Source organism: Labilibaculum manganireducens (assembly GCF_963665805.2).
Lineage (GTDB): Bacteria > Bacteroidota > Bacteroidia > Bacteroidales > Marinifilaceae > Labilibaculum > Labilibaculum manganireducens.
On the sequence record NZ_CAXXEE010000003.1, the window covers coordinates 247,443 to 267,398 of the forward strand.

At 34.9% G+C, this 19,956-nt stretch carries 19 protein-coding genes; 11 read left to right on the forward strand and 8 right to left on the reverse strand.

The genetic code is table 11. The features are described 5' to 3' along the window. Positions 1-84: 84 nt before the first annotated feature. Both kdsB and ACHZAX_RS01045 read right to left on the reverse strand, forming a co-directional pair. On the reverse strand, positions 85-834 hold the full coding sequence (gene kdsB, locus ACHZAX_RS01040; protein ID WP_320017714.1) for a 3-deoxy-manno-octulosonate cytidylyltransferase: 750 nt from the start codon (positions 832-834) through the stop codon (positions 85-87). Positions 835-855: 21 nt separating this feature from the next. Next, the gene (locus ACHZAX_RS01045) at positions 856-2,025 is read right to left on the reverse strand and encodes a sensor histidine kinase (protein ID WP_320017715.1); all 1,170 of its coding nucleotides are present in this window, start codon (positions 2,023-2,025) and stop codon (positions 856-858) included. 191 nt (positions 2,026-2,216) lie between these two features. On the opposite strand from ACHZAX_RS01045, the gene ACHZAX_RS01050 reads away from it, so the two are divergent. The 6 genes from ACHZAX_RS01050 (at position 2,217) to groL (ending at position 7,705) form a co-directional block, all read left to right on the forward strand. After that, positions 2,217-3,461 (forward strand): sigma-54 interaction domain-containing protein, encoded by a 1,245-nt coding sequence (locus tag ACHZAX_RS01050; RefSeq protein WP_101311748.1) that lies wholly within the window; start codon positions 2,217-2,219, stop codon positions 3,459-3,461. Between the two features lie 132 nt (positions 3,462-3,593). Further along, the gene (locus tag ACHZAX_RS01055; protein ID WP_101311747.1) at positions 3,594-4,106 is read left to right on the forward strand and encodes an LptE family protein; all 513 of its coding nucleotides are present in this window, start codon (positions 3,594-3,596) and stop codon (positions 4,104-4,106) included. 3 nt (positions 4,107-4,109) lie between these two features. Beyond that, a complete protein-coding gene (locus tag ACHZAX_RS01060; RefSeq protein ID WP_320017716.1) occupies positions 4,110-5,147 on the forward strand; it encodes a hypothetical protein in 1,038 nt (345 codons plus the stop codon). A 7-nt stretch (positions 5,148-5,154) separates the two neighbouring features. Further along, positions 5,155-5,496 carry a preprotein translocase subunit SecG gene (secG, locus tag ACHZAX_RS01065; RefSeq protein ID WP_101311745.1) on the forward strand — a complete coding sequence of 114 codons (342 nt, stop codon included), beginning with the start codon at positions 5,155-5,157 and terminating at the stop codon, positions 5,494-5,496. 259 nt (positions 5,497-5,755) lie between these two features. Beyond that, the gene (locus ACHZAX_RS01070; RefSeq protein WP_101311744.1) at positions 5,756-6,034 is read left to right on the forward strand and encodes a co-chaperone GroES; all 279 of its coding nucleotides are present in this window, start codon (positions 5,756-5,758) and stop codon (positions 6,032-6,034) included. Between the two features lie 33 nt (positions 6,035-6,067). Then, positions 6,068-7,705, forward strand: coding sequence for a chaperonin GroEL (gene groL / locus ACHZAX_RS01075; protein WP_320017717.1), 1,638 nt, complete (start codon positions 6,068-6,070; stop codon positions 7,703-7,705). 55 nt (positions 7,706-7,760) lie between these two features. Here groL and ACHZAX_RS01080 read toward each other — a convergent pair whose 3' ends face one another. After that, complete coding sequence (locus tag ACHZAX_RS01080; RefSeq protein ID WP_320017718.1) at positions 7,761-8,390, reverse strand: hypothetical protein; 630 nt, start codon at positions 8,388-8,390, stop codon at positions 7,761-7,763. Positions 8,391-8,536: 146 nt separating this feature from the next. Between ACHZAX_RS01080 and ACHZAX_RS01085 the strand changes: the two genes are divergently transcribed. The 3 genes from ACHZAX_RS01085 to ACHZAX_RS01095 are packed head-to-tail and all read left to right on the forward strand — an operon-like array spanning position 8,537 to position 10,279. Continuing rightward, positions 8,537-8,917, forward strand: coding sequence for a BlaI/MecI/CopY family transcriptional regulator (locus tag ACHZAX_RS01085; protein ID WP_101311741.1), 381 nt, complete (start codon positions 8,537-8,539; stop codon positions 8,915-8,917). After that, the gene (locus ACHZAX_RS01090; protein ID WP_320017719.1) at positions 8,910-10,121 is read left to right on the forward strand and encodes a M23/M56 family metallopeptidase; all 1,212 of its coding nucleotides are present in this window, start codon (positions 8,910-8,912) and stop codon (positions 10,119-10,121) included. Before ACHZAX_RS01085 ends, ACHZAX_RS01090 begins: the two co-directional genes overlap by 8 nt. After that, positions 10,103-10,279 carry a M23 family metallopeptidase gene (locus ACHZAX_RS01095; protein WP_320017720.1) on the forward strand — a complete coding sequence of 59 codons (177 nt, stop codon included), beginning with the start codon at positions 10,103-10,105 and terminating at the stop codon, positions 10,277-10,279. Before ACHZAX_RS01090 ends, ACHZAX_RS01095 begins: the two co-directional genes overlap by 19 nt. A gap of 31 nt (positions 10,280-10,310) precedes the next feature. On the opposite strand, the gene ACHZAX_RS01100 is transcribed toward ACHZAX_RS01095, so the two are convergent. Beyond that, complete coding sequence (locus ACHZAX_RS01100) at positions 10,311-11,858, reverse strand: hypothetical protein (protein WP_320017721.1); 1,548 nt, start codon at positions 11,856-11,858, stop codon at positions 10,311-10,313. A gap of 171 nt (positions 11,859-12,029) precedes the next feature. Between ACHZAX_RS01100 and ACHZAX_RS01105 the strand changes: the two genes are divergently transcribed. After that, entirely contained in the window at positions 12,030-12,392 is a 363-nt protein-coding gene (locus tag ACHZAX_RS01105) for a hypothetical protein (protein ID WP_101311739.1), read from the forward strand. 383 nt (positions 12,393-12,775) lie between these two features. Here the strand turns inward: ACHZAX_RS01105 and ACHZAX_RS01110 are convergent, their stop codons facing one another. From ACHZAX_RS01110 to ACHZAX_RS01125, 4 genes are all read right to left on the reverse strand, one after another. Beyond that, entirely contained in the window at positions 12,776-15,274 is a 2,499-nt protein-coding gene (locus ACHZAX_RS01110; protein WP_320017722.1) for a TonB-dependent receptor, read from the reverse strand. Continuing rightward, positions 15,275-16,141 (reverse strand): FecR family protein, encoded by an 867-nt coding sequence (locus ACHZAX_RS01115; protein ID WP_320017723.1) that lies wholly within the window; start codon positions 16,139-16,141, stop codon positions 15,275-15,277. Next, the gene (locus ACHZAX_RS01120) at positions 16,142-16,627 is read right to left on the reverse strand and encodes an RNA polymerase sigma factor (protein ID WP_101309466.1); all 486 of its coding nucleotides are present in this window, start codon (positions 16,625-16,627) and stop codon (positions 16,142-16,144) included. 99 nt (positions 16,628-16,726) lie between these two features. Continuing rightward, complete coding sequence (locus tag ACHZAX_RS01125) at positions 16,727-17,674, reverse strand: hypothetical protein (protein ID WP_320017724.1); 948 nt, start codon at positions 17,672-17,674, stop codon at positions 16,727-16,729. Positions 17,675-17,986: 312 nt separating this feature from the next. Here ACHZAX_RS01125 and ACHZAX_RS01130 point away from each other — a divergent pair, with 312 nt between their 5' ends. Further along, complete coding sequence (locus ACHZAX_RS01130; RefSeq protein ID WP_320017725.1) at positions 17,987-19,912, forward strand: carboxypeptidase-like regulatory domain-containing protein; 1,926 nt, start codon at positions 17,987-17,989, stop codon at positions 19,910-19,912. The last annotated feature ends 44 nt before the right edge of the window (positions 19,913-19,956 follow it).

Below are 19,956 nucleotides of genomic sequence, written 5' to 3' on the forward strand. Positions count from 1 at the left end.
GATATAATTCAAATATACAAAGAGCAAGATTCATTATTGGTTAATGGCTTCCTAATAAGTCTTAATGAAAAGTTAAAAAAAGGACTATAAAAGTCCCATTTCCTTTACTCTAAGTAAATCTTCGGGAGTATCTATTCCAATCGATTCATGTTCTGTTGTTTCTGTTTGTATCCAATATCCATTCTCAAGCCAACGTAATTGCTCTAAAGATTCTGATAATTCTAATTTGCTTTGTTCTAGTTTTGTAACCTTCATTAAAGCATCAAATCGGTAGGCGTACATCCCTATGTGTTTGTAGAAAGTATTTTGAGACAGCCATTTATTCTGATCTTCACCGCGAACAAACGGGATTGGTGACCGGCTGAAATATAAGGCGCGATTATTCTTAGCAGTTACTACCTTAACTTTGTTTTGATCAAAAATTTCAGCAGTATTTGTAATTGCTTTTATTAATGTTGCAATTTCGGTAGCCGGATTATTGAAGCAGGATTTTAAAGAATTAATTTGTTCAGGCTGAATAAAAGGCTCATCGCCCTGAATGTTAATGACTACGTCGAAATCAAGTTTTAAATTTTGGGTGATAATATTAGCAGCTTCAGCAATCCGATCGGTTCCGCTTTGATGATTTGGAGAGGTCATGATTATTTTTCCTCCAAAACTCGTAACAGCTTCCTCTATTCTTTTATCATCAGTAGCAACATAAACATGATCAAGTGCTTTAAGAGCTTGTTCGTATACTTTTTGAATCATGGGTTTGCCATTAATATCGGCCAAAGGTTTACCAGGAAACCTTGTAGATGCATATCTTGCAGGTATAATTCCTAAGAATTTCATTCTTGTTTTATTTTGCGTGTTTTAATTTAACGGCAAAGTAAACAAAAATTCAGAACCTTCCCCTAGTTTGCTATGAGCCATTATTTTTCCACCATGACCGTTCACAATTTTTTTAGCGATAGCTAAACCTAAACCAGTACTACTTTCATTAGCTGTAGTTTTTGCACTGGTTGTTCCAAATTCTGTAAATAAATTTTTTACTTCCTGATCTGGAATACCAACTCCCTGATCAGTAACTGATATTTCAATATATGAATCGTTCTTTTTAAGAATGACAGATATTGTTGTATCTGGGTTAGAGTATTTAATAGCATTACTTAATAGATTGTGCAATACCTGCTCAATTTTATTTTTGTCGATCCAAATTGAGTTAATACTTATTGTTGGATTAAAATTGATTTGGATGTTCTTTTTTTTTGCGAAAATCTTATTGATTTTTATTGCATTTTCAATTATTTCCTGAATGTTCTGTTCCTTTTTATCCAATTTGAGTTTACCCAGTTCAATTTTGGAGATATCTAATAGCTCATTAATCAGGTCAAGGGAAAACTGACTGCTGTCTTTTATTAATTCCATGAATTCAATTCTATCTTCATCGGAAAAATCATGATACGAATCTAGGAGCAGATTGGAAAAGGATTTTATTGCGCCAATAGGATTACGAAGGTCGTGTGCGGCTATACCCAGAAATTTTGATTTTTGCTCATTAAGTACACGAAGTATTTCATTCTGTTCTTCAAGTTTATTCCTGCTATTCTCCAATTCAGTATGGTCATCAATAATTACCAGAATATATTCATTTCCACCATATTGTATGTGCCGGGTTGAGTACGAGAAATGTTTGGTTTCTTTTTGGTTATTTGAGTAAAATCCTCGGGTAAGTTTTTTATCATTTGTAGGAACTTTTTGGCACATGGTAAGCAGAAGATCACTTCTCAATTTACAGTTTTTGCAATGAGAGGTTTCTCCACATAATGCATTTTCATCAACGGTGTATTGACATCCTAAGGAATTTCCACATAATTTATCAAGTACCTTTTCTTCTCTTTTTTGAAAGAGGAGTGTAAAAGACTCGTTTACACTTTTAACGCGGGTATGCTTATCCAGAATAAATATTGCTGATGTAATATTGTTGAATAAAATATTTAAAAATTCATTTGATTCTTTAAGACTTTTAAGATTGATTGACATTGGCTCTTGGATTTTACTCTGTACAACACGAATTATTACTGAAATTGCACGAAAAAGATACTGAAAATTAACAATCTTTAAAGATATTAATTAGGCAGAATGGCCGTCTAAATCTAAAAAGTAGTAATTTTGTCAGGTAGCATGATAAAATTTCATGTTTTTCATTTAGGTAACAATCAAATTAGATTTTTTTGATGGATATACAAACAATAAAACATCGTTTCTCAATTATCGGGAATACATATTCTTTAAATAGATCGCTTGACATTGCTATTCAGGTTGCCCCTACTGATTTATCGGTATTAATTACAGGAGAGAGTGGAACCGGAAAAGAAGTGTTTCCTCAAATAATACATCAATTCAGCTCACGAAAACATGCTCCGTATATAGCTGTGAATTGCGGCGCTATTCCGGAAGGGACTATTGATTCAGAATTATTTGGACACGAAAAGGGTGCATTTACGGGAGCCTTATCAGATCGAAAAGGATATTTTGAGGTAGCCAATAAAGGAACAATTTTCTTGGATGAGATTGGTGAACTTCCATTATCAACGCAAGTTCGTTTGTTACGTGTTTTAGAAACCGGTGAGTTCATTAAAGTTGGTTCGTCAAAGGTTTTAAAATCAGATGTAAGAGTTGTTGCTGCAACAAATCTTAATATTCCTAAAGCTGTAAAAGATGGTAAGTTTAGAGAGGATTTGTATTACCGTTTAAATACTGTACCTATCAACATGCCGCCTTTGCGCGAGAGACAAGAGGATATTTATCTGCTGTTCCGAAAATTTGCACAGGATTTTGCTGAAAAATATAGAATGCCGCCTTTGCGGCTCGATTCCGGAGCTCAACAGTTATTGAAGTCTTATCGCTGGCCTGGGAATATTCGACAATTGAAAAATATTACAGAACAGGTTTCCATCATTGAAAAAGAAAGGCAAATTGGTGCTGACATATTGAGGAACTATCTTCCAAGGAATGATGAACATATGTTACCCGCTATTTATACTGATACGTCTAAAAAAGATCAGGCTTTTTCTTCAGAAAGGGAGATACTTTACAAGGTTCTTTTTGATATGAAAAAGGACATGACTGATTTGAAAAAGTTAGTGTTTGAGCTGATGCAAACAAGTGGGGATTCTTCGTCTTTGCAAAAGGATAACGCTTTACTTATAAGGAAACTGTATGAAGATCAGGAGATTGACATTCTTCATCATCAATCTTCGGCGCAAACTTCTACTACTGTTTCATCTCCTAAAGATTCAGTAATTCAAGACACCGAGGAATTTGTTGAGGAATCTTTATCGCTTGAAGATAAGGAGGTTGAATTGATCAGGAAAGCACTGGAGAAGCACAACGGAAAACGGAAGTATGCTGCGCAGGACTTAGGAATATCTGAGCGGACACTGTATCGTAAAATCAAAGAATACGATATCAACTAATATTCACAATTTATTGTTATTTTTATTTCCCAATATATGAAACGTCCGTGACAGGCAATTGTGACCCACAGGGGCATGATTATTCGTTCATGGTAAGTTCCGTATGGGAACTAAAAAACAAATTATAATCATATGAATTTAATTAAAGTCTTGTTTTTAAGTTTTTGTGTTGCCTTTGTGGTAACAGCATGTAAGGTGTCCTATTCATTTACAGGAGGAACACTATCGACTGATGTGAAAACTTTTTCTGTTCAGTTTTTTCCTAATAGAGCTCCCCTTGTAAATCCTAATTTGAGTAATCAGTTTACTGAGGCACTTAAAGAAAAATTTCGTGGACAAACTACTTTAGATGAAATTGTTGATGGGGAAGGTCATTTGAATTTTGAAGGAGAAATAACCGGATACAGAACTCAGGCTTTAGATGTTACTGCGGATGATATTTCTGCAACCAATCGATTAACGGTTACTGTAAAAGTTCGTTTCACAAACGAAATAGAGCCGGATAATGATTTTGATAAGAGCTTTTCTGCCTTTCGGGATTTTGATAGTACCAAACAGTTAAGTGATGTGGAAGAAGGATTAGTGGCAGAGATTTTAGAAGATATTATTGATGATATATACAATGAAGCGGTTGTAAACTGGTAAAAAATGGATCAAAGTTTATTACAGGATTGGATTAGAAATTCAGCGAAAATGGATCGGAACAGTCATCGGGAATTAAAAAGCCTGATTGACCAATATCCTTATTTTCAGACTGCTCATCTACTCTTGTTGAAAAACTTGCATGATAGCCAAAGCATTCGGTTTAAAGAAGAGTTGAGAAATTCAGCTTTGTACATTCCAGACCGGCGTCAGTTGTTTTTGTTAATTCAAGATCAGATTAAGATACAATCCCGTTTTAAAAGCAGCGAAAAAATACTTATTGCTCCAGAAATATCAGAGCCTGTTACACAAATGGAAAGTACAGATCTTCTGATCGATGAAAAGTCACTTGTATCTGAAATAGAAGCAGAGGAGCAGGATGGATTGTTTCAATTATCAGAGGAGTCGGAAGTAATGGATTCTGAGGTTTTAAATGATCAGAATAATCCTGTGGAATCTGAAAATTTGTTTGCTGCAAATGATGAAATTTTGGAGATTGCTGATTCTGAAAACAAAAAAGAGGAATCAACAGCGAAAACTGAGAAGTCACAAACAGAAAAGCAGTTGAGCGACTCGGAATTATTGGTGGCGGCAACAGAGGTTTATCATATTGGTTTTGGTGGTAATTTATATACTTTATCAGAAGAACCAAAGATCAGGAAAACAGAATCAGATAAGGATGAGAATCATACCTTTACAGATTGGATGACAGTTGTTAATAAAAAGGACAGTAATGAAGTTCATTCAGATTCAGATAAGGAAAAATCGAAAAAAGGAATTGATCTGATTGATAGTTTTATTCAAAATGAACCAAGAATAAGCAGGAACATTAAAGTTGTTGATAAACAAGAGGATATTTCATTGGGAAGTTTAGAGGATAAAGATGGTTTTATTAGTGAAACTTTGGCCTCTATCTACGTGAAACAGAAACTGTTCGATAAGGCTATTGCTGTTTATGACAAATTAGTTTTGAAAAATCCCGAAAAAAACGCTTACTTTGCGAGTCAGATTGAGAGAATAGAAAAATTAAAAAATAGTAAATAAGATAAGTATGTATACCTTTGTTTTAGTATTGATCTTTATTGTTTGTGTACTTTTAGTGTTAATCGTATTAGTACAGAACTCTAAAGGAGGTGGATTAGCTTCAAACTTTTCATCCTCAAACCAAATTATGGGAGTTAAGAAAACAACTGATTTTCTTGAGAAAGCAACCTGGGGTTTGGCCGGAAGTTTATTAGTTCTTTGTCTTTTAGCTGCGATGACTATTGATCGTGGTGAAGTAGAAGGTCAGAAATCACAAATTGAGCAGCAATTGCAGGAAACTGAAACTGCTACCGATGTTCCTACTTTCCCTACTGAAGCTCCTTCTACCGAAAAGGATACAGCAAAATAAGAAAAGAAAAATATCATTGATATAAATAAATGTCAGTATGTCATATCATACTGACATTTTTTTTGTCTTGTTATCGTTCTGTTTTTCAGTATGTTTATTCATTCCCAGTTGAAATGTTGATAAGCCTTTTTCACATTTGTTATTGATGTTTTAAAATAGGAACAGTATTGCGGCAATATTGTCAATGAATTTCTTTTGGCATGAATTGTGAAAGAGAATGAATCATAAATTGTAATTTAAAACTTAAAATATTTTGAAAATGGCAGACTTAAAAGGTAGAATTCTTGCTGGTAAAATTTTGGTTGAAGCTATTAAAGCTGAAGAAAAAACTGCAAGTGGTATCATTATTCCGGATGCTGCAAAAGAAAAGCCAATGCAAGGTAAAGTAGTATTGGTTGGTTCTGATAAGAAAGATGAACCAATGGAATTAAAAATTGGAGATACGGTTTTTTATGGCAAATATTCAGGAACAGAACTGGTAATTGATGGAGATGATTATCTGTTAATGTCTCAGTCAGACGTTTTGTACATTGCATAATTAATTACACAAACTTTCAAAATTAAGTAAGAAATGGCTAAAGAAATTAAATTTAATATAGAAGCCCGCGACCTTTTAAAAAAGGGTGTTGATGAGTTGGCAAATGCAGTAAAAGTAACTTTAGGACCTAAGGGTAGAAATGTTGTGATTGATCGCAAGTTTGGTGCTCCTCAGATTACAAAAGATGGAGTTACTGTTGCAAAGGAAATTGAATTGGCTGATGCAGGAGCGAATATGGGTGCTCAGATGGTTAAGGAAGTAGCTTCGAAAACCGGTGATGATGCTGGTGATGGAACTACGACAGCAACTGTTTTGGCGCAATCTATCGTAAATGTTGGATTGAAAAATGTAACAGCCGGTGCGAATCCAATGGATTTAAAACGTGGTATTGATATTGCCGTCGCCACTGTTGTTGCTAACATTAAAGAGCAAGCTCAGGAAGTTGGGGATAACTTCGACAAGATCAAGCAAGTTGCTAAAATTTCTGCAAATAATGACGAGACTATTGGTGCACTGATTGCTGAGGCAATGGAAAAAGTGAAAAAAGAAGGTGTAATTACTGTTGAAGAGGCAAAAGGAACTGAAACTTACGTGAAAGTGGTTGAAGGAATGCAATTTGACAGAGGATATATCTCTCCGTATTTCATTACCGATCCTGAAAAAATGGAAGCTGATTTGGAGAATCCGTATATTTTATTGTACGACAAGAAAATTTCTACAATGAAAGAGTTAATGCCGGTTCTTGAACCAGTTGCTCAATCAGGTCGTCCGTTAATGATTATTGCAGAAGATGTAGAAGGCGAGGCATTGGCCACTTTGGTTGTGAATCGTTTAAGAGGTTCGTTAAAAGTTGCTGCTGTTAAGGCTCCTGGTTTTGGCGACAGAAGAAAAGAAATGTTGGAAGATATTGCTATTCTTACCGGCGGAGTTGTTATTTCTGAAGAAAAAGGAATGAAATTGGAGCAGGCAACCTTGGAAATGCTTGGTCAATCAGAAAAAATTACCATTGATAAAGAAAACACAACGATTGTAAATGGAAGTGGAGAAAAAGATGGTATTGTTGCCCGTGTTTCTCAAATCAAAACTTTAATCGAGAATTCAACTTCTGATTACGACAAAGAAAAACTTCAGGAAAGATTAGCCAAATTAGCTGGTGGTGTTGCTGTACTTTATGTTGGAGCAGCTTCTGAAGTTGAAATGAAAGAGAAAAAAGATCGTGTGGACGATGCATTGAGTGCTACCCGTGCTGCTGTGGAAGAAGGAATTGTTCCTGGAGGTGGCGTAGCTTACATTCGTGCAATTGCTGCTTTAGAAAACCTTAAAGGTGAGAACGAGGACGAAACAACAGGTATCGAGATTATAAAGCGTGCTATTGAAGAGCCATTGCGTCAGATTGTTGCCAATGCTGGTGGCGAAGGTGCAGTTGTGGTTGATAAGGTGAGAGCTGGAAAAGGAGACTTTGGTTACAATGCCCGCATTGGAGAATATCAGAATCTATTTGAAACCGGTGTTATTGATCCTGCTAAAGTATCTCGTGTAGCTCTTGAAAATGCAGCTTCAATAGCTGGTATGTTTTTAACTACCGAATGTGTTTTGATTGAAATAAAGGAAGATGCTCCTGCTATGCCAATGGGTGGCGGAATGGGTGGTGGAATGCCTGGTATGATGTAATCATTCTTCATCTGGAATATAGAAGGCGGCTGTTTGGCCGCCTTTTTTATTTTCTTTACTTACGTATCAATAACGGAGGTAATAGAATTTTTTCTTTGATTAGTCGTTTATTTAGCCTTCTGCTCATACTCCTGTAAATTGTGTTGGCATCATCCCATTGCGTGCCCGAAGAATAAATTTTACCAACCCAAAAAGGCTGCATACTATTTATATCTATTAAGTAGGCTTGAAATACAGCTTTCGGACTTTCTGATTTTTTTATTTCCCCACAATTACTAATTCTTTCGCTTACCTCATAATAGTAATCTGTTTCATTGATAAGAAGAATTGCTTCAGTATCACATTTGCGTAAAGTTGAAATAAAATTATTGTAATTAATATCAATATTTACCTTGAATTCGTCTTTTGATGATGTGATTGGAGTTCTTGGATTGGATATTTCATTTTTAAGAGCATTCTCCATAAGCCTTCTGCTATCCATCGATTTCAGATCATTAATATTATCCCTGAAATATTTATCGTAAGTTTCTTCATTTAATGTTTTAACATTTATTTCATTAAAAACCGTAATTACAAATATTTTGTGATATTGTTCCTTTGGCTTTTCAATGTTTTGAAAAGATACATATGAACTTGCGCATCCACTTAAAAGAATAGAGATACAGACTGTTAGCAGGCTTTTCATGATTTGTATTTTTGTGTATACTAAATAGAATTCTTTATGTATATGACAGTTTCATGACGGGATACACGTATTCTGAATTGTGATTTTTTTTCATTATGACTATTTAAATAGTTGCACAACTATAAAAATAGTCATACATTAGCGCCATGAAAGAATTAACAAAGGCGGAAGAACAAGTCATGCAATATTTATGGAAGCTGGAAAAAGCTTTTCTTAAAGATATTATTGAGAAATTTCCAAATCCAAGACCGGCATATACAACAATATCAACTGTGGTTCGGGTTTTGGTAAAAAAGGGAATAATCGGTTTTACAACTTATGGGAAAGTAAATCAGTATTATCCATTAATCTCTAAAAGAGCTTACACTCGTGCGTTTATGAAAGGAGTAATGAAGAGTTTCTTTAATGATTCGGTTGGAGGATTTACTTCCTTTTTTACTCGCGAACAGGATTTATCACTTTCGGAATTGGAGGAAATGAGAGCTCTAATTGAGGAACAAATTCATAATAAGAAGAAAAATGGCTGAGTTTGGAATTTATTTGCTGGAATCCAGCATTTGTTTGGCTGGATTTTATTTCATGTACAAATTATTTTTGTCCGGAGATACTTTTACAAGCAGAAATAGATACTATCTCCTGTTTGTTACATTTCTTTCGTTGATTATCCCTCTGTTAAGTTTTTCATTTCAGACTGAGAATTTTTCTGCAGCCAATAAATTTGTATGGGAATTTGAACAGTCATTTCAAACAGAAATTTTACAATCAAATGAATTGGAGCCAGAAACACCTTTATTTTCTATGATTTCATTTGTATGGATTTTGTATTTTTTAGGAGTTTCTGTTTCTTTTTTCCGGATTGCTAAACATGTATTTCATCTCTTTAAATTAATAAAAGCCAATGAAATAAGAATTTATAATGGTTTAAAAATTGTATCGGTAAACGAAAATTCTTCGCCGTATTCTTTCTTTGGGTACATATTTTTGAATCAACAAATACTAACCGAATCGGAACAAGAACATGTTCTTTTGCACGAATCCATTCATGCCAGACAATTTCATTCTCTCGATTTATTGTTTGTTGAGTTAGTGAAAATGGTTTTATGGTTTAATCCTTTCATTTATTTAATAAATCGATCATTGATCGAAATGCATGAATACTTGGCCGATCGGGAATGTTTTAATGAAGGAATTGACAAGGTGTATTATCAAACCTTACTACTAAGAAATGTAGAACGTCAAATGATGTTTGCTTTAACCAGTTCCTTTAATTCATCGTTAACTTTAAAAAGAATTAAAATGATCAAAAAAATAGATACATCTAAATTAGCACATCTTAAAATTATTTTGGTAATTCCAGTGGTTTTAATCAGTTTATTAAGTTTTAGCTTTTCAGAATCAATGCCACGATTGTCAGAGGGGAATTTTGATAATTTTTATCCACTGGAATCGCTTGCCTTTCCATTAAAATCAGGCGATCAAATTTACATTTCTTCCGGTTACGGAGAACGAATTCATCCGATTACCAAAAAGAAAGGATTTCATAATGGAATGGATATTGCCGCGCCAAAAGGAACATCAATTCTTTCCGTTTCGGATGGGATTGTTACCAAGGTGAACAACCAATTTGTACAGGGAAAAGGATATGGTCGTTTTGTAATTGTAGATCATCAGAATGGGTTTTCCAGTTTGTATTCTCCAGTTTGTATTCTCAGATGGATTCCTACTCTGTAAAAGAAGGCCAGAAGATATCAAAAGGAGATCTTGTTGGAACAATTGGAACATCAGGTTTGACAACTGGTCCTCATTTGCATTTTGAGCTTAAAAAGGATGGAAAACTTGTAAATCCGGCAGACTTTTTTGGAAAGGATTTGTCTGCTTATCAGAAATAAAAAAAGGGGATCGAACGATCCCCCTTTCCTATTATCTCTTGTTTTTTTCTATTTTTTCCATAATGATTTCCTGTACAGGCCGGTTCTCAATTTTTGAATCCAGCCACGACATGATATCCAAATATAAAAAAGCTCTTTTCTCGAAAGGATCATTAACCCATTTTTGTAAATCAATTCTTGATTTTTTCAATTCATCTTTCAATTGGTCCGGACTTATCGAACTTAGTTTTCTAAGGAAACGAAGGATGTATTTTTGAACTTCCTGTAAATCGTCCATTTTTGCCAAAAAACGATAAGTTGACCGTATTTGGTATTCCAAGAGTTCTGTATTTTCCAACTCGTAATGGCTAATCAGATTTAATATTCTGCCAAAGCAATGAATATCGCCGCGAAGCGTGGTATCTTTTACATCTGAAATTCGATTCAAATATTTAATTGCCTCTTTGTATTGTCCATTGCCGAAATATAAACATGCAATTTTATAATAGAAAACCAAGGCACGGTGATTGTCCATTCCAAATTTATTCTCTTCAAGAAAATGTTCAATTTTTGGAATTAAGTATATTCCCTTATTAAATGTTCCATCCATAAAATGCCTGTTTATACGGTGTACATACAGGAACATATTTAAAAGTATATTTAAATTTGAATTGTGCTGGAATTGTTCTTCATGCTCCAGTTTTCTTAATAAGCGCAGGTTCTTTTTAAACGTAGTTACATGATTTGTGTAAAAGAGAGCTGCCAAAACATTGTTCAGTCCTTTCAGATACAAATCGGTATGAATATGAATCATCTCCGGATTTGTTTGAAAAAGATCAACCCATTTTTGTGCATATTTATAGCACATTAAAAAATCCTGAACAATTAAATAATACCAAACGTAGGACTGGAACAAATACAATTTCTCAAAGAAACTTAAGGATTGAATATCATAGGGATGTAAGTTGGTGTTAAAAAATTCTTTCACCATCAATAAATCTTTCTCGTTTCGGACATACCCAACTTTAAGATATAAGCCATAAAGCCGAATCGACATGTTTGAGAAGAATACAACTCCATCCATAATTTTACTGATTTCAGTTGCTTCCCGGGTAATTTCTTCGGCTCTGTTTTCAATACTTTTAGTAACGTACTGCGATTCTAATAACTTCTCGAATTGGACAATTTCAAATACCAGAATATTCTTCTTGTTTTTTCGGGCCAGGGCTTTCGTTTTATCAAGTATTCTTAAGCTTTGCTGATACAAGCCTTTGTTGTACAGAACTTTTGCATGATCAATCTGTTCACGGATACTGATGCTGATATCATGATTGATCTGCGTTAACCGGAGGCTGGTAAGAAGTTGTTTGTACAAGTGTGCCTTTAGATTAGGAAGCTGAGATTGCTTTATTTCTTTTGCTTTTTTTAAAATAATGGTCTCATTGTAGTCATCCATTTTATCCAAAACATCGAAAAGTTGTAAAAATTTGGTCTCCTTTTCACTGCTAATTCTATTGGCATACAATTTAAAATTTCGTTTCTCCGATTTCGAAATCGATTTAATTAATTGAAACAGAGGGTCTATTTGTTGTTTAGGCATTGTAAAAGATGTGTAAGTTAACTGTTTGGTAAACAGTGTAATTTTCAATATTCATTTTGCTTGAACTTCGTAGTTTGTATTAAAAAACGATTTTCGTAATCTCAATTCATGAGCTACATTTGAATCATCAAATCAAGAGAATGATTCAATTAAATAATCTTGAAACGGAACATGAATACAACAAATCTGTTATCAAAATTAACAAAATCCGAGAGACTGGAAACAGTTATCGGATTAAATCAAGCTCTTGAATGTATTGGAGTCGATCAAATTAACAAAGATCTCAGTCGAAATCAGGCTATTGAAATTGGGAATGTGATTGTTGATAAATTTGCTGGCGTAATGAATTTAACCAAATTGGTGGAATCCATTAAAGAAGTGGTTTCAGTTGAAGAATTGGAGGCATTTAGAAAAGAATTGTCAGGCAAACTAAATTCTGTTGTTACAAATACAACGAAAGCTCCAATTCATCAGAAACGTATGGCTGCTTTAAAGAGTAGTTTTGAGGAAATTTCTGGTGACAACGTACTTTGAAAACCATTTGTAGTTGTTAATTCAATTGCAATTTTTTAGAGAGTTGGTAACACTATCCCCCTTGTGTTATTAATGATCTAACTATTAACCAAACATGAAGAATACTAAGTTGTGATGGTTCTGTGAGGAAATGAACGATTTCTTTTTGGCTTGTTAGTAAATATTTACGAATGATCCAATCCGTTAGAATTAGTAGTTTAAAAGTAAGTTAGGTGTGATTATACTTTTTTGAGAAACATTCCATGCTTAATCGGATCTCTTAGATTCTTCTTGTTATTATTTAGACCATCTTTTTGATTATGTTTTAATATTAGTTGTGATAACCGGCAAGATTCTTCTTGTCCGGTTTTTTTTATGGGATGTTTTGAGTAATCAGCTACCATTTAAATTGTGATTTTAAAATACAGACGTATTGAAGTAGGAACGGTTTCGGTATAGATACTGATCGAATTGATCTGATCCAATGGTATTTTCTCGTACGATTCGTAGGTGATGTTGTTGCGGTCTAGAATATTATGGAACAAAACTCCAAGTTCGCATTTTGTCTTTTTAGGATAGAACTTGTAGATTAGAGCTGCATCAAGTCTGGTGTAATCTGGTTCTGCAACAATTTTGTTTCGGCTTGAATAAATAGGAAAGCCTGATCCGTAAATATAATTTGCAGAAATGTAAAATGGTTTTAAAGCCAGTAAGCCTGCTGTTTTTATTTCATGGCGCTGATCATGCAGTGCTCTGCGATACTCGTTGGTATTAAAATAATCGAAGTTTTCGAGAGTTTTGCTTAAGGTGTAGGAGATCCATAAGGTATGATCGCCCAGATCCTTTTTGGCAAAAATATCCAACCCGTAACTTTTGCTTTTACCCAAAGATATATTGCCTTCCTGCCGGTATTTGTAATATCGTGTATGTCCGTCAGTTTTTTTATAATATCCTTCAACGCTAAATGTAAATCCATTGTTGTTGTAAGATCCTCCGGCAACATGATGAACTGATTCCAACACGGGAATGTCTTTTTCATTGGCACCGACCCAAATGTAACGGAAATCTCCGGTTTCACTTACTACAGAACTTTTTGTAATGAATTGTTTGTACAAACCCCAGGCTCCATTGATCGCAACTCTCTCGGAAAGTTTTAGACTAAGAGAGATTCGGGGCTCCCAATAAACTTTTTTCAGATTGATTGGATAATTGGCCAGAAACCCTGCTTTTATGGAAACACCATTGCTAATATTCAGATTGTTTTGAAAATAGCAGCCAATCCGGTCTGCTTTGGATTTTATGTGCAGGATATTGATATCGAGAGAATCTTCCTTTAAATTAACTTCATCGTTGATGTAATTAATTCCAGTCTCAAAATTCTGATCTTCAGCAAAAACAAATGAATTTTTAAGTGTAGCTCTGTATTCTAATATGTTGTTTTTTGATTTATCATCTCTTCTGAAAAACTCTTCGTTGGTACGAATTCTGGTAATGGACACCACATCGCTGGTTTTGGTGTCTAATTCAGACCGGGAAACAGATAGCGAGCTGGTGTTCCCATTCCGCCATACTTTTCCGTAGTTAATAGAACCACCAAACTGATCATTGCCTTCGTATTTGTGCTTTTTTGCATTTGTATACGATTCTGTTGTAATATCGTATGAGTAACGATCTTGTCCGGACATTAAACTAAGCGAAAAATTATCTCCGTTTTCCCAATTGCTTGTAAATTTGAAATTGAGATCATGAAATTTATAATCCGGAGCAACATCCAAATCACCTAAAGAGGAAGCTAAAGCTTTTCCTAAACCTTGTCCCTGAAGATCTGCGTTTGATGAAGCATACTTAATCTGTTCATCTTTAAAAAGGTTGTAATAGGTTTGCCGGAAAGCCAACAGCAGAGAGGATCGTTTGCCAATAGGCTGTTCGTAGGATCCACTTGCTGTGATATTATTTAAAGTTAGATTTAGAGTCGGTTTAAGCCGACTGCCGTTTTTGCCGGTAATGTGCACAATTCCTCCAACCCGATCGCCGTAACGGACGTCAAAACCACCTTTTAAAACTTCAATGTTTTTTACGACCAAAGGATTCACTGCACCAATATCTTCATAAACATTTTTTAATCCCCAGAGGGTAATGTTATCGAATAATACCTGACTTTCACCTTCGTAAGATCCCCATATAATCAGGTCGTTTTTTTGCTCGCCGGCGGCAAGAATTCCTGGTTGCAAGCGAAGCAATTCAAATACAGAATTGTCGTTGTTGGTTGGTAAAAAACCCGCAATTTTATGATTTAATTTTAGGTTCCCTGCCTGATTGCCCATTTTAATAAATGTTTGAACAATTTTATCGGTAACGGTTATTTCAGGTAAGTCGGTGCTTGCTGCTGTTAGTAAAATATTTTGATTTGCTCCTTGGTTTACAAGAGTATCGTGAATAAAGTATCCCAAATGAGAAGCTAAAATTCGAAAAGTACTGTCTGTTTCTGAAGTAAACGAAAAGTTTCCCTGCTCATCGGTAGCCATGGGCGAATCGTTAATGGTAAGATGTGAAAAAGGAAGAGGTTCAAGACTTTCCTTGTCCATAATTTGGCCAAAAATTCGATATTGAGTAATTCTCTCTTCCGGAAAGATTAAGTATACCTCATTGGATTTTTGGTAATTAAGAGGAAGCTTTCGCAGCAGAAAGTCTATTGTTTTATCTTTCGAAGAAAAAGATTTATCGAGACTTACGATATAAGCGGAAAGTAAATCGTTGTTAAAAGAAAGTTGAAAATCATATTGATCCCTTAGATCAATCAATACTTCGCTCAAAGCTTTTTTGTTGGCAGTAACTGTAATTTTTTGAGCAGAAATATTTGAAAAAACCAATCCTAATAATAGAAAGATGATGATTCGTTTCACTTATTGGGCATTAGAGGTTATGATGTAATTGTTGTTGGGTCCTTTTACAAATTTTAATCCAAGAGGCATGCATACAGTATGAAGTACCGTTTCTACAGATTTTTCTTTACCAAACTTCCCGGTATAAATTAAATCAAATTTCCCCTTTTCTACAATTTTAATATCATACTGTAATTCTATTTCTTCGAAAACCAGTTGCAATGGGGTTTTAGTAAATAGAAATAAATTGTTGCGCCATGATATCTTATCCTCTGTGTTTTTACATTTCTGAAGCTCTATTTTGCCATTTTTGGTAACGAAGGCGTGGTCGTTAGGCAGTAAAAGAATTTTATCCGATGTAAGAGTCGAAACAACTTTCACTTTTCCGGTGTAACAGGTTACTTTGTATTGATTTCCCCGGGCATATATATTAAAACTTGTGCCTAAAATATAGGTTTTCCCATAGTTAGAGGCAATTTCGAATTTGCTTCCTTTTGTAATTTTAAAGAATGCTTCGCCTTCAAATTTCACTTTTCTCGAAAATTTCCACCAGTAGGGTTTGTAGGATATGCTTGAGTTTGCGTTTAAATCGACTATTGACTGATCGGGTAAGTTTACACTTAAATGTTCCCCTTTTGGACAATGAATAGTTTTTGTGTAAAGATTAATAAAACCGGTGAATCCGATTAGTATTAATATACAGGCTGCTGCATATTTCACCCATTGCATCCTTATCACTTTAGCAGGTGCTGCTGGAGCAGAGGTTTTCTTCGAAAGCTCTTTCCATACATCCTCTTTGGATTTTGAATAGGCGACTTCGATTTTCGGAAGTGAATTGATAAAATCCATGTCCGGCTTGAGTTCGTTATGTTGCTTGTCCTTTTTCATTTATCTTCCTAATGCATTTCTTAAATACGAAAGTGCGTATGACATTCTTTTTTCAACAGCTTTAACGCTTAGTTCTAATCGGTCGGCAATTTCCTGGTATTTTAAGCCTTCCATTCTGCTCATTAAAAAAACAGTTCGTTGTTTTTCCGAGAGCTCCTCAAGTGCTGTTTCATATTTTGATGTTAGTTCCTGATACGCTAATTGATCTTCAGGTGAGTGATTGTCAATAGCAGGTTCTAACTTTACCAGGTATTTTTGGGCTACTTTTTCTCTTCGGTATTTACTGATAAAAAGATCACTTGCGATTTTGTAGAGTAATGATCGTAAAGGTTTCTCATCGAAATCTAAATTTTTCTCCCACAATTTCATGAAACTATCCTGCGCAATATCAGTGGCCAGTTCTTCATCCCGGGAACGGTAGTAAATATAGTTCCGGATTGAATCGAAATGGTTGTCAAATAAGAGTTTAAATTCTTCCTGTGTCAAGGCTCGGGGATTGGTTTAAGGTAAAAATAAACTTTTTCAGTGAATTTGGTGCAGAGTATTAAAACAATGCTCTGCACCAGTTTTGTTGATTCAAATCTACTATTTATCCCTAAGTCTTAGGTGTTTTCCTATTTCAATTTCTTCAGTTACTGTTTCACCGGCATCATTGGTATATGAGTAAGTTGCTGTGTTATCACATTCCCCGTCACCATAATCAAGTCTTGCAAATTCAATTTGGTTCTGAGTAAAGATGACCAAACCACTAACAATTACCCGGCAGGTTCCAATTCTCACTAATGGATTTTCTGCATCAATTGTTTTCGAATATTCATTTTGCTCCGAATCTACACAGGTAACAGAACCTCTGATTTCAATTCTGTCATCACTAACATCCCATTTCGTATCCAAACCGGAAACCCATTCTCTGGTTCTCTCTGCAGTGCGGAAAAGAGTTGTTTCATCAGGAAAGGTGAATGTTAGTTCGCTTGTGCATGCAAATTTTCTGGATACGCCTTGTTCTCCAGTGAACTCAATACGTTTCCATCCATCAACAGCAATGCCATCAATCACTAAGTCGAGAGTAATTTCACGAACGGCACCATCTGTAAAAGGAGCTGCTGTCAGCACAATAACAATGGTACCACTAATAACGCGACCGTTGTTCAATACTGTTGAATCACCATAATCAATCGTAATTGTCATTGGGAAACGTGTGCTGTCCGCAAATTGTACCGCTACATTAGGTAATTGTTCGCCTTTGTAACGCTTCCAAAGCTGAAACATTTGTCGGTAACGTTCGGCTGCGGTACATTTTGTTGAAGAGGTAACCTCATCAAATGATTCTTGAGCAAATGAAAATAAATCTGTTTCATAATCAACCGATACCATAACATCTTCGGTTGATTCTTCAGAAGCAACTACTGTTTTAACCGTGTTGTTCAATTCAACCTGATCTTCGTTCAATACATCAATTACATCATCGCTTTTATCACAAGAGAAAAATATAACCGCTAAACTTACTATTAGTAAAAAAGAAAACTTTTTCATGATTCTTATTTTTTATGATTTTACATTTAAGTTTTATGAGCTCGCTTATTTGTGAACCGATAAACTGGAAAATCACCCTACCGGAAAAATAATATATTTTCAGCTTGTTGATATATTGTTAATTTTTTTGGATCATTTTTATTTATCTGCTTATAACTAAATCTTCTTATTCCACCTTAAAATATTGATGGATATCGTTGTTTTTTCATACTTAATCTAATTTAACTGTAATTGTTAAGTTATGATCTTAATAAAACTTAGTTTTGCGATAGAATTTTTAAATGATTTCCTTAAGACATGTATAATTATTTCATGAAGTTTCTGTTAATTCCATTGCTTTTATTGGCAAGTAATTCAATTGCCCAAACCATAATTACAGGCAAAGTTTCCGATAACAATCAGGCGCTGCCAGGAAGCAGTGTTTACATTAAGAACTCCTATTTGGGAACTGTCACCAATGGTGAAGGTGATTTCAGAATAAAAATCCCGGAGAAATACAAGGCAGGCAAACTTCGAATTAGTTCTATCGGCTATCAAAGTCAGGAAATAAATTTGGCGCAAAGCAAGTCGCCACTTGCCATTCAATTGCAAAAAGACACATGCAATTTGTCTGAGGTGCTGGTAATGCCAAAAGATACCTTGCTTGCTCTACTTCGCAGAGCGTACGGGAAAATAAAGGATAATTATTCGGATGTTGATACACGGATGAAAGGTTTTTACCGGGAGTCATACTTTGTTCCTGAAAGCAAAGAGTATTTGTATTTTGGCGAAGCCTTGCTGGATGTATTTAAGACACCTTATGAAACACAGTCGGAAGGACAGGTAAAGATTCTGGAGAGCAGAATGAATAAACATCCAATGTATGATTCTCTAAGTAGGGTAATGTGGTATGGAGGGGTACAAATGCCATTGTATGGAGATGACGTTAAAAGGAGGAGTGGATTTATTTCTCCAGCAGGCTTAAAAAAGTACAACTATTCCATAGCAAAGTCTCAATTGGATGGAAGGTCTGCTTATAAAATTGAGTTTGCTCCTAAAGACTCAAAAGAAGCCAAATACCAAGGTGTGTTTTATTTGGATGTAGAATCGTTGGCTTATCTATATTTCGATTATGCTTATTCTGATTCTGGAAAGGATAAGAGAAATAAGTATTTATCTACAAATAATTTGGCGTCTAAATCATGGAGGAAGAAGATAAAATATTTGAAAAGGAAAGAGAAGTATTATCTGTCATATATCTCTGATTGGGAGGAATTGTACAATGAAAGAACAAGCTTGAATTTAGTTCAGTTTAATGAATATTTAACTACGGATATTTCTTTAGAGAATGCCGGGCCTATTCCCTTTAAGGAGCAAACAGAATTAAGAGATATCTTTTATTTGAAAGCTCAGGATTATGCAGCCTCTGATTGGAAAGATCAAACACTAATTGTGCCAGACAGTTCTTTAAGCAAGTTGATGGTGTACGATCCGCAAGAGGCGGGCCAGCTTTTAAACAAGACTTATTCTTTGCCCAAAGGCGATCTGTTTAAAAGGAAAGTGATTGAAATCATTACGAAGTTGTATTTTGATGTTGATTTCGAAACAAGAACGACTTCCGGAATTGAAAACGCAGCCATAGTATACACCCCGGATTCTCATCATAATTTTGGTAAGGAGTTTGATCCTGAAAACAAACAGTCTTTTTCCTTTGGAATGAAAACGGGCTATAAACTAAATTCTTTTTTTGACATCAATTTTTATGCAAAAAGTTCGATTGGAGCGAATTACTCTGAACTGAATTCCCTAGGTTTTGGCTATGAAGTCCCGCTTATTAATCGGGGGCGGCAACTTTTTTTGATGTGCGGGGTCAATTATTTCTTTTCTCAGGATGGATACCATATCGGCGATTTTTCATCCGAATCGACATTTAAAGTGGGAGGCAAAAAGTTTAGGGCTGATAAAATTGCTTTGTATGTGGGAAAGAAAAAACAGGGCATTTCTTTTGATTTTGGGTTGCGAACCAAACTTCGCAAATTCTACAGTTTATTTGTTTCTGCAGGTTATCAGCTTGATCTTTCCGAACGGGACAGGTTATTTATACAGGAAAAATCAGGATTCTTTTTAACCCGGAAAAAGACAGATATCTCTTTAAAAGATTCAGCGATTCAATATTTTGAAGATGGAGTACAAACTTCGAAAACCAGTTTCGATACCGATGATTTTTATCTGAAAGCCGGGATTCGATTTGCACTTTAATCTCAAATATATTGAATAAAACATTCTCATATTTTCATCAATAC

What these genes read in the sequence shown, in the direction of transcription:
- ACHZAX_RS01045 (WP_320017715.1), bottom strand. Translation starts at nt 2,025, where the DNA reads ATGTCAATCAATCTTAAAAGTCTTAAAGAATCAAATGAATTTTTAAAT.
- ACHZAX_RS01080 (WP_320017718.1), bottom strand. Translation starts at nt 8,390, where the DNA reads ATGAAAAGCCTGCTAACAGTCTGTATCTCTATTCTTTTAAGTGGATGC.
- ACHZAX_RS01100 (WP_320017721.1), bottom strand. Translation starts at nt 11,858, where the DNA reads ATGCCTAAACAACAAATAGACCCTCTGTTTCAATTAATTAAATCGATT.
- ACHZAX_RS01060 (WP_320017716.1), top strand. Translation starts at nt 4,110, where the DNA reads ATGGATCAAAGTTTATTACAGGATTGGATTAGAAATTCAGCGAAAATG.
- ACHZAX_RS01095 (WP_320017720.1), top strand. Translation starts at nt 10,103, where the DNA reads ATGGATTCCTACTCTGTAAAAGAAGGCCAGAAGATATCAAAAGGAGAT.
- ACHZAX_RS01105 (WP_101311739.1), top strand. Translation starts at nt 12,030, where the DNA reads ATGAATACAACAAATCTGTTATCAAAATTAACAAAATCCGAGAGACTG.
- ACHZAX_RS01125 (WP_320017724.1), bottom strand. Translation starts at nt 17,674, where the DNA reads ATGAAAAAGTTTTCTTTTTTACTAATAGTAAGTTTAGCGGTTATATTT.
- ACHZAX_RS01085 (WP_101311741.1), top strand. Translation starts at nt 8,537, where the DNA reads ATGAAAGAATTAACAAAGGCGGAAGAACAAGTCATGCAATATTTATGG.
- ACHZAX_RS01130 (WP_320017725.1), top strand. Translation starts at nt 17,987, where the DNA reads ATGAAGTTTCTGTTAATTCCATTGCTTTTATTGGCAAGTAATTCAATT.
- ACHZAX_RS01115 (WP_320017723.1), bottom strand. Translation starts at nt 16,141, where the DNA reads ATGAAAAAGGACAAGCAACATAACGAACTCAAGCCGGACATGGATTTT.
- ACHZAX_RS01090 (WP_320017719.1), top strand. Translation starts at nt 8,910, where the DNA reads ATGGCTGAGTTTGGAATTTATTTGCTGGAATCCAGCATTTGTTTGGCT.
- secG (WP_101311745.1), top strand. Translation starts at nt 5,155, where the DNA reads ATGTATACCTTTGTTTTAGTATTGATCTTTATTGTTTGTGTACTTTTA.
- kdsB (WP_320017714.1), bottom strand. Translation starts at nt 834, where the DNA reads ATGAAATTCTTAGGAATTATACCTGCAAGATATGCATCTACAAGGTTT.
- groL (WP_320017717.1), top strand. Translation starts at nt 6,068, where the DNA reads ATGGCTAAAGAAATTAAATTTAATATAGAAGCCCGCGACCTTTTAAAA.
- ACHZAX_RS01055 (WP_101311747.1), top strand. Translation starts at nt 3,594, where the DNA reads ATGAATTTAATTAAAGTCTTGTTTTTAAGTTTTTGTGTTGCCTTTGTG.
- ACHZAX_RS01070 (WP_101311744.1), top strand. Translation starts at nt 5,756, where the DNA reads ATGGCAGACTTAAAAGGTAGAATTCTTGCTGGTAAAATTTTGGTTGAA.